The organism is Pirellulales bacterium, assembly GCA_019694455.1.
Lineage (GTDB): Bacteria > Planctomycetota > Planctomycetia > Pirellulales > JAEUIK01 > JAIBBY01.
This window is the reverse complement of sequence record JAIBBY010000094.1, coordinates 1-8,986: the sequence shown is the minus strand read 5'-3', so window position 1 is coordinate 8,986 and position 8,986 is coordinate 1. Positions and strand designations below refer to the sequence as shown.

Sequence of the window (8,986 nt, the reverse complement as noted above, 5' to 3'; positions counted from 1 at the left end):
GGGCGCCTGCCCGCGTTCGCGCATGGCGCGGGCGGCGGCCGGCGCCAGCGCGGCGACGTCCGCTGGATTCAGTCTTTCTTCGCGCACCATGTCGACAATCGCCAGCATCACGGCGCGGGCACTGGCCTTGTCTATTTGATCGGCCAGCGCCTGCGCCAACAGGCGCCCCGACGACTTGGCACGGTCGGCTGGCAGACATTCGAGCGCACGGCGCAAGACTTCGGCCTTCATATCGCCAAGGGGCAAGGGATGCCGCTCAAGCTCTGCCACCAGCGCGTCGAACTGGTCCGGCAGCAGCGCTTGCAAATTGCGCCACACCACGCGCGGAATCAACGAATCGTCGCAGCTTGCGCTGAGCGTTTCGACCAGGATCGGCATGGGCGAAAGGCCACTAATCTTGCGCGCGGCGATCGCCACTTGCAGGCGAACGTCAGGAGACGGGTCGCGCGCCAGTTCGGCGATGCGAGCGGCGGCCGCGTCGTCGCACCCACCCCGATTTCCCAATAGTCGCACCCCCCAGGCGCGCAGTCCTTCGTCGGCATGATTCAGCAGCGCTCGCTCAAACTCGGGATGCGGCTCGTCGGTCGAGCAACAAACCAACAGGGCATGCCAACGCGCTTTGCGCGGCGCCGACTCGTCGAAAACCAAGCGCTCCAGTTTGTTCCGCGTTGCCGGATCTTGGCGCTCGGAGAGCAGCCGCTGCGCCTGATCACGGAAGTAAACATTCGGGCTCGCCAATCGACGCAGCAGTTCGTCGTCGGTCTCGCGCGCCAAGTCAAACGCTGGGGCGCGCGGCGCATCGCCGTAGCGCACGCGATACAGTCGGCCGCGGCCGCGCTCGATGCCATCGGGATCGCGCCGCGCGTCTTGATAGCAGTGGTAACGATCGTACCAATCGAGCACATACAAGCATCCGTCGGGTCCAGTCTTTTGCGCCACCGGCATGAACCAGGCGTCGTTGGCCGTTAGAAAGTCGGGCGCGGGGCGGGCAAAATAGGTTGCACCGCGCCGCTCCAATACATCCACGTTCAAACAGCCACCGTGGATGTTGCCCATATACAACCGATCGCGATACTCGGGCGGATAGGCGTCGCTATCGAAGAAGTGCAGCCCACAATACGCGGCCTTTTGATGCGTGTGCTGGACAATCGATTCGATCTTCCAGGTATGCGCCGGATAGGCGCCCGCCTGGCGGTGGTAGTAGCCCGTCTCCACCAGATGCCAGAGGTGATCGATCACACAAGCGCTGACAAAGGCGCTGCCACTGGGATCGAAGGCGATGCCCCAGGGGTTGCTCGTGCCTTCGGCAAATAGCTCAAACCGCCGCGTGCGCGGATGGATGCGAAACATCGCGGCCGTAAATTCGAACTCACGGTCTCCTTGCCGCACCACGCTCTTGTTGAACACGCCGTTGAGGCCGTAGAGGTATCCGTCTGGACCCCAGGTGAGCGAGTTGGGCAGTTCGTGCGTGTCGTCGCGGCCGAAGCCAGTCACCACCACCTCGCGGCGGTCGGCGCGACCATCTCCATCGGTGTCTTGCAGGTACAAAATGTCCGGCGCGTTGGCCACCCAAACTCCGCCGTATCCCACGGCAATACCGGACGGGATATTCAGCCCGTCGGCAAACACGGTCACACGATCGACGCGTCCATCGCGGTCGGTGTCTTCCAGCACTTTGACGCGATCGCGGCCGGGGCCGGCGTCGGAACGAGGATACTCCACGCTTTCGGTCACCCAAATCCGGCCGCGCTCGTCGAAGCACATCGCCACCGGGTTGATCAAATCGGGCTCGGCGGCCACCACTTCGACCGAGAAGCCGGGAGGCACGGTCATGCGGACAGCGGCCTCCGCGGCCGAGAGCGCGGGACCGGGTGGAGCGTCTTGATTGTACGGAATCGAATCGCCGGCGGTGGCGTAGCGGCAAGCGATCGCTACGTACAAAATGAAAAACATGCCATACCGTACGGCAGGTATCGAACGGCGACACGGCATCGGCAGAATCTCCCCAAGTTGTGACGAGCGCCCATTATAAATTCCTGCGGCGCCGATCGACAGCGACGTTTTTGTACATTCGCCCATTGGCAGCGAACTTGAAAGCGGGTTACGCTGCCGGCGCCGAGATGAGAAACGGCAGGAGAAATCGTATGTCGCGCATCGCTTTCGTTTCGCTTGTCTGCGGATTGCTTGTCGGTTGGTCGCGCTCCGCATTGGCCGAACCGCCAGATTTTCGCATCGAGCGCGGCGCCGAACGACTGATCGTGCGACTCGGCGAGCAACCCATCGCGACCTACGTGTTTGGCGACGCCAAGATCTCGCGACCCTATTTATGCGATCTGTTCACCAACGGGGGCCTGCGCGTCACGCGGCGGCATCCGCCGGTCGCCGGCGAAGACCTCACCGATCACGACACCTTCCACCCGGGAATGTGGCTCGCGTTTGGCGATCTGGGAGGCGAGGATTATTGGCGACTCAAAGCGCCGGTCGAGCACGCGGGCCTTGTGCAGGAGCCGACAGGTGGCGCCAGCGCCGGCTTTACGGTGCGGAACACGTATCGTCGCGCGACGGGGGATGGTGTGGTTTGCCAGGAAACCTGCCGTTACGCCTGGCTGCCGCATGAAGCTGGCTATGTGCTGACAATCGACAGCGAATTCTCCAACGACGAGGCCGAGTTCGTGTTTGGCGATCAAGAAGAAATGGGACTCGGCATCCGCATGGCGACGCCATTGATCGTGGAGCGCGGCGGCCAGATTGTGAACAGTCGCGAGCAGCGCAACGAGAAACAAGCCTGGGGGCAAGCCGCCGCATGGTGCGACTACTCAGGCGTGATCGGTGATCGGCGGGTGGCCGTCACTTTGATCCCCGCAGCGAGCAACTTTCGACCGGCTTGGTTCCACGTGCGCGACTATGGCCTGATGGCGGCCAACCCGTTTGGCCGGCACGCGCTCGCGGATGGCGAACCGAGCCGCGTGGTGGTGGCTCGCGGGGAGCGCTTTCGCTTGGGATATGCGCTGTTGGTGCGCGAGTTGCCGGTCGCGGCCGACCCCGACACGACGAGCGCGGCGAGCAGTGTGTTGCAGCAGATCGCCCCACCGTCGGCAGACCATTAGTTTTGAGAAACGCCGTTGGTCTCGAAGCCGGGGACAAACTCGCGCAATTGTTCAATCAGTAGCTCGACATCAATTGGCTTGGCAAACAAGGCATGCGCGCCGCTGGCCTGGATTTCGGCCTTGCGCTGGCTGGTTACGTCGCCGGTGAGCGCGAAGATCGCCTGCAAGCTTGCCGGCGGGGCGTCTTGCACGTGGCGCAGCACCTCGCGGCCGTCGAGATCGGGCAGCATCATGTCCAACAGCAGCACATCGAAGTCGTCGCGCATCAGGCAGGCCAGCGCGGTGGCGCCGTCGGCGGCCTCGGTGACTGCCGCCCCCTCGCCACGCAAGATTTGCGCGGTGCCATTGCGGGTGCTGGCGTGATCTTCCACGAGCAATACGCGCAGCGAATCGAGTCGGCACTCCAATAGTCCGGTCAGCTTGGCGCGCAGCGCGCCGTTGCCGGCCGGATCGTCGGCGGTGTTGTGGACCACGATCGAAGCCGGCAAGAGCACCGTGAATGTGCTGCCAGCGCTCAACTGGCTTTCCACTTGAATCGTGCCGCCAAGAAATTCCACTAGCCGCTTGCAGATGGAGAGCCCCAGCCCCGCGCCCTGGCTGCGGTCGCGAGCGGGGTTATGCAGTTGCCGGAATTCGTCGAAAATATACTGCAATAACTCCGGCGGAACGCCGCAGCCGGTATCGCGAACTTGAATCGCCACTGCCCGGTCGGGACCATGCTTGGCCTCGACGCTGACACGCACCGAGCCGCTGGACGTGAACTTGATGGCGTTGCCTAACAGGTTGCCAAGCACCCGCGCCAGCTTGACACGATCGGTGCGGAGCCAAAGCGAGCCAGGCAACGAATTGGCGATCAGCTCCAAACCCTTCTTTTGCGCCGCGGGCAAATGCTGACGCAGTTCTTGCTCAACCAAATCGGCAAGCGCGAACTCGCTTTCGACGAGCTCGCTCTTACCCGAATCGAAGCGCGCCATATCGAGCACATCGCCAATCAGTTCGATGAGCGACAAGGTGTTGCGCTGGAGGTCGTCGGCCAGACTGGCAATTTGTCCGGTCATGTTTGGATCGGCGGCGTAACGGCGAATCAGTTCGGCCATCAGGCTGATCGCGTTGGCTGGCGTGCGAATGTCGTGCGACACCGCCGCCAGGAAGTGCGTCTTGCGGGTGCTGGCTTCCTCGGCCTCGCGGCGGCGCAAGTCAAGTTCGCGTTGCAGTGTTTTCTGCGCGGTCACATCGGCCAGCGCGCACACTCCGCCCACCACCGCGCCATTGGCGTCATGGATGGGAGCGGCGCTGGCCAGCAGTTCCAGCCGACCGCCGCCCGGCGCCGGCAAGGTCAGCTCCTCGCCAGTCACTTCCTGGTCGCGGCACGCGCGCTGCAAGGGATGATCGGCCGGCGACAATGGCTGCCCGCCACGGTGGAACGAGCGAAACACACGGGCGCCGGCCGGTGTGGTCGGAGCGATATTTTCGTCGGTGGCGACACCGAGCATGGCGGCGGCGGCCGGATTGGGGCGCACGCTCCGGCAGTCGGCGTCGTCGCAGACCAGCATTCCGAATGGCACGGTGCGAAACGCGGCCGCAAAGCGTTTGCGTTCGCGCTGGACCGCAGCCACCATCTCCGCCGTTTGCAGGCTGATTGAGGCCTGGGCGGCCAGCGATTCGATCATGGCGATCTGCATTTCGGTCCAGATGCGCGGACGATGGGAATACACGGCGATGGCGCCCACGATGCGACCATGAATCCGCAGCGGCGCCGCCAACGCGGAACGGAAGCGGGGCGCCCCAACCGGTTGCACCAGTTCCAAATCGGGTCGCAATTCGAGATCTTCAATGAAAGCGGTTTGGCCTGTGGAAATCACCATGTAAGCGAACGAGCTTGCGAGAGGGATGACGTCGCGCGTTGGTCTCTGGTCGCCAAATCCCTGGTGACTCGACACCACCAGTTCGCTTCCTCTCATCTCCAGAATCGCGGCGGGGCTCCTGTCGGTCAGCGCGGCCAGCGCCTCGCAGATGCGCGCCAGCATCTCGTCGCGCGCCAAGTTGGCCATGACCGCGCGAGAGAGCGCCAGCAATTGTTCGAGGATCTGCTCCCACTGCACCAAATCGTCGTTGGTGACTCGCAAAACCTCGCCCTGCCGTTCAAGCTCTTCCGTTTGCGATTGCAGTTCTTCGTTCTGGTGCAGGATTTTTTCCTCGCGGCGCGTCAGTTCGCTGTTGATCGCCGCTAATTCAGCGTTTTGCTTTTCAATCTGTTCACTGCGCGATCGCGAGGTGCGCTCAGCCACAATCCGGAGGTGCCCAATGCCGGCCATCGACAATACGGCCAAGACGGCGATACCGCGACTGATGACCAGGTCGAGCCAGTCCGACGCGTTGATTGTGCTCGTCAGCAGAAGCAGGTCCAGCTTGGCATTGATGACGCCCAGGATGGCGACGGTCCACACCAGCTTGGGCTCGCGCGACCAGGTAACCAGCGCAACAGCCAGGCTGAACAGCACGGTCAGATAGATATCGTCGGGCACCACCCATTGGGCGACTGCCGTCACCATGAACAGCGCCACGCCAACCGATGCTAGCACGCGCGACAAGACATCGCCTTCCCTTGTTAATTGTTGAAGCGGCGGCATGCTTACCTCCTTGCTCGCTGATAGATGCAGGGTCCAACCTGATGCAAACGCGTGGCGCCGAGCGGCCGCTCGGCCTTGCCAACGACCAACAGCCCATTGGGCCTCAGCCCCGCTTCAATGCGTTGCCATAGACCGCGGACCACTTCGGGTCGCAGATAAATGGCGGTGTTGCGCAGCGAGATGATGTCCCACTCGCCCGGTTCGAAGTATTTGACAAAACTCGACACGCGCCATCGCGCCGCGGCGCGCAGTTCGGCGGTGATTGTGGCCTGTCCGCTGGAGATATTGAAAAAACGGGTTCGCCGGTCGGGGCGCACCGCTTCGATACTGGCCAGGTCGTACTGTCCGGCACGCGCGGCGGCAATGGCGGCGGGACGACAGTCGGCGCCCAGCAGATAGCTGCCCGCCAGCAGCTTGTGCTCGGCGAGCAACATGGCCAGCGAGTAAAGTTCGGCGCCATCGGAGCAACCCGCGCTCCAAACGCTCAAGGGGCGCGTTGAACGCGCGAGCGTCGGCAGCAAGTGTTCGAGCCGGGCGAAGACCGCCTCGTCGCGAAAGAAACCAGTCACGCCAACCAGCAAGCGATTGATGGCCACCGTCGCCAGTTCGGGACGGCTTTCGAGCCGAATACAAGCCTCGTCCAGCGACTTGGACCGCAGCGCCCGCAGACAGGCAGGCAAGCGGCGGCGCACCATGGCGTGGCGGTAGTTCGACAGCGCCAAACCGGCGAGCGAGAAGAGACGTTCGCAAAAGTCGAACTCGGGCTGACTCAACGTCGGTTGGCGCGCGGCGTCGACGCGCGACCCGTCGAACAGCAGATGCGCCCTGCGGCGGCGCGGCGCCTCGCGTGGGAAAACAATGTGCTGATAGTCAACACCCTGGGAGGCCGGCAGTCGTTGGTGAGTAAGGATCAACGGTTTCTCCGGTGGTGGACAAGCAGAGGTTTGGCCAATTCGCGGTCGGTGGGCGAGCGGCGAACAGGTCGCGCGCGGGTGCACACAGGCAGGTGAATGGCGCCGCGCGGCGACCAATGTCGAGTTAAACGCGTCGAATTGAACGCGCGGCGGCACACGGCAGGAAACGCGCAACATAGCGCCGACGGATCGCACTTCATGGCGATCGTCATCGAGCAGATGGCTCATCAGCTCTCAATATAAGTTGTGGGCGCTGGCGGGTAAAGCGCGCCGCCGGCGGACTGCTATCAGCTCGCCGGTCGCACATAAATCGGATTGGTGAGAATCCACGGACGCAGATCACCGTCCAAATTTTGCCACACCTCGACGCGATAGACGCCGGGCTCCCGCACCTCGAAACTCAACTCGCGGGCGCGCGTTTCCTCGACCACGGCGCCATCGCGCAATAGTTTGATGATGCCCGGCAAGGGAGAGGCCACGCGCAGCTTCAGTTCTGCTGTGAGCGGTATCTCGCTGCCCATGGGCGCCGCCGCGGTGGGGGTATCGGCAAAGTACAGAAAGCCGGTGGGATCGGCGATCCAATCGAAGGCGACATAGGCGCGCCCCTGCCGCAGCGCGTCCCACACCGCTGGCACGGTCTGCTCGGTGAGCAGCAAATGGGTGCTGGTGTGCCGCAAGCTGCGCTCGTACGGATCGAGATCGAGCTCGAGCACCACGTCGCCCGGCTTTTTGTCCTTGACGAACGATTGGATCAGCGCGATTTTTTCTGGATCCAGCTCGGTCAGTTTTTGTCCCAGGCGGTCTTCGATCAGCACCTTGCCGTTCTCCTGCAGGATGGTGCGCATGCCGACATTGTGGTGCGAGTCGTTGCCCGCCACGCCAGTCAGTCGCCCCTCGCTCGACAACTCATCGAAGCGTTTCAGATACTCCGCCGGGTAGTCCTGCAGCGCGGCGAAGAACTCTTGCGGATATTTTTGCAGGCTCGGCAGCAAGGCGAGCAGCGTCAGCGGGTTCTTGAGCGCCGACACCAGCCGCTTTTCTTGCATGAAATCGAAGTGGGTGTTGTACATCTCCATGCCGGTCAGCCCGGCGATTTTCCAGTCCATCCGCTCTTCGAGATGACAGAGAAAGCTCAGCCCGCCGGTGGCCGCGATCGCGTCGGCCAGTTGCTGCGGCGTTTCGGTCTTTTGGTCTTGAATGCTTTGCATCGGATAGGCCAAAAAGCCGTTGGTCTCGGCGCCGGGCACGACCAGCACGCCATCGTGCATGCCTTGGTGGCCGTCTTTCACGTAGTCGTAATGCGGCGCGGGGTGTTCGGTGAACATAATCACGCGCACGCCGACCTCTTTGGCCGCCTTGATGATTTCTTCCAGCTTGCTGCGACTGTCGTGCGACAACAGCGAATGGCAATGCAAAATCGCGCGATAGTCCTCGTAGCCTTCGAGCTTTACCTCCACCGGCCGGCGTTCGGCGGCAAGTTCGGCCACGGCGGCTTGCACGGCGGCCAGCTTGGCGGGCGCCAATCGCGCCAAGCCATCGGCCGAGACCGCTGGGACCGAAACGAGCAGTGCTACGAGCAGAATCGGCGGCAGTCGAAAAGGCATGAGATTTTGACCTTCTGAACACGAAAGCGATGGAGCGGACGCTATCGCCAAGATAGCAGGGCTGGATGACGGAGTGGAGCAGGAGAGAAGCCCCCCTCATCCGGCCTATCGGCCACCCTCTCCCCCTGCTGCGCTTCGCTCCGCGGGGGCGAAGGCTGAAATGGGCTCGCGCGTTGGTCGGCATGCCCACGGCTGCGCCGTGGAGCATGGCACGCGACGTTTTTTTCTGCTTTTGCTGATCGCCAGTCGCTGAGTGCTGACCGCTGAGTGCTGACCGCTGAGTGCTGACCGCTGAGTGCTGACCGCTGATCGCTGACTGCTGACCGCTGACTGCTGACCGCTGACCGCTAGTCGCTGCGTTCAAATCTGGTTCGGGCGTTCGTCAACGAGGGAGGGTTTTTTGTCCTGCTCGCGCTGGCGGGCGATCTCGGGATCGTGGCCGTAGAGATCCTGCTCGTCGCGCGGGGTGTTGCGCGGCGCATCGCCGCGCCGTGAATCGCTGCGCCGTGAATCGCCATACGGCGATTCAAATTCGTCTTCGTCGTCGTCAGCGGGGGGCGACTTGCCGCGGGTGCAGGGATCGTACGGCTCCGACAAGATCGAGGCGCGACGGCGCTCGTGGATGTCGGAGTCGATGTCGTCTCCCCACAGGTCGGGGCCAAAGCGGTAGCGAGTTGGGCCGGCGCGGCCTTCCGCCTTGAGCTTTTGATGGGCGGCGTACTCCGCCTCGC

The 8,986-nt window shown here is 63.1% G+C and carries 6 protein-coding genes; 1 reads left to right on the top strand and 5 read right to left on the bottom strand.

What is annotated here, in order from left to right:
• A partial coding sequence (locus tag K1X71_20480; protein ID MBX7075525.1) for a dehydrogenase occupies window positions 1-1,953 on the bottom strand: 1,953 nt, incomplete at its 3' end.
• Between the two features lie 191 nt (window positions 1,954-2,144).
• Here K1X71_20480 and K1X71_20475 point away from each other — a divergent pair.
• Window positions 2,145-3,107, top strand: a complete 963-nt coding sequence (locus K1X71_20475) for a PmoA family protein (protein MBX7075524.1) — start codon at window positions 2,145-2,147, stop codon at window positions 3,105-3,107.
• Here K1X71_20475 and K1X71_20470 read toward each other — a convergent pair.
• The 4 genes from K1X71_20470 to K1X71_20455 form a co-directional block, all read right to left on the bottom strand.
• Entirely contained in the window at window positions 3,104-5,737 is a 2,634-nt protein-coding gene (locus K1X71_20470) for a response regulator (GenBank protein MBX7075523.1), read from the bottom strand. The two genes, K1X71_20475 and K1X71_20470, sit on opposite strands and share 4 nt — an antisense overlap.
• 2 nt (window positions 5,738-5,739) lie before the next feature.
• On the bottom strand, window positions 5,740-6,651 hold the full coding sequence (locus K1X71_20465) for a hypothetical protein (protein ID MBX7075522.1): 912 nt from the start codon (window positions 6,649-6,651) through the stop codon (window positions 5,740-5,742).
• 287 nt (window positions 6,652-6,938) lie between these two features.
• Window positions 6,939-8,255 (bottom strand): PHP domain-containing protein, encoded by a 1,317-nt coding sequence (locus K1X71_20460; GenBank protein ID MBX7075521.1) that lies wholly within the window; start codon window positions 8,253-8,255, stop codon window positions 6,939-6,941.
• A 360-nt stretch (window positions 8,256-8,615) separates the two neighbouring features.
• A partial coding sequence (locus tag K1X71_20455; protein MBX7075520.1) for a hypothetical protein occupies window positions 8,616-8,986 on the bottom strand: 371 nt, incomplete at its 5' end.

Coding starts and splice junctions, on each gene's coding strand:
- K1X71_20475 (MBX7075524.1), top strand. CDS start 2,145: ATGTCGCGCATCGCTTTCGTTTCGCTTGTCTGCGGATTGCTTGTCGGT.
- K1X71_20470 (MBX7075523.1), bottom strand. CDS start 5,737: ATGCCGCCGCTTCAACAATTAACAAGGGAAGGCGATGTCTTGTCGCGC.
- K1X71_20460 (MBX7075521.1), bottom strand. CDS start 8,255: ATGCCTTTTCGACTGCCGCCGATTCTGCTCGTAGCACTGCTCGTTTCG.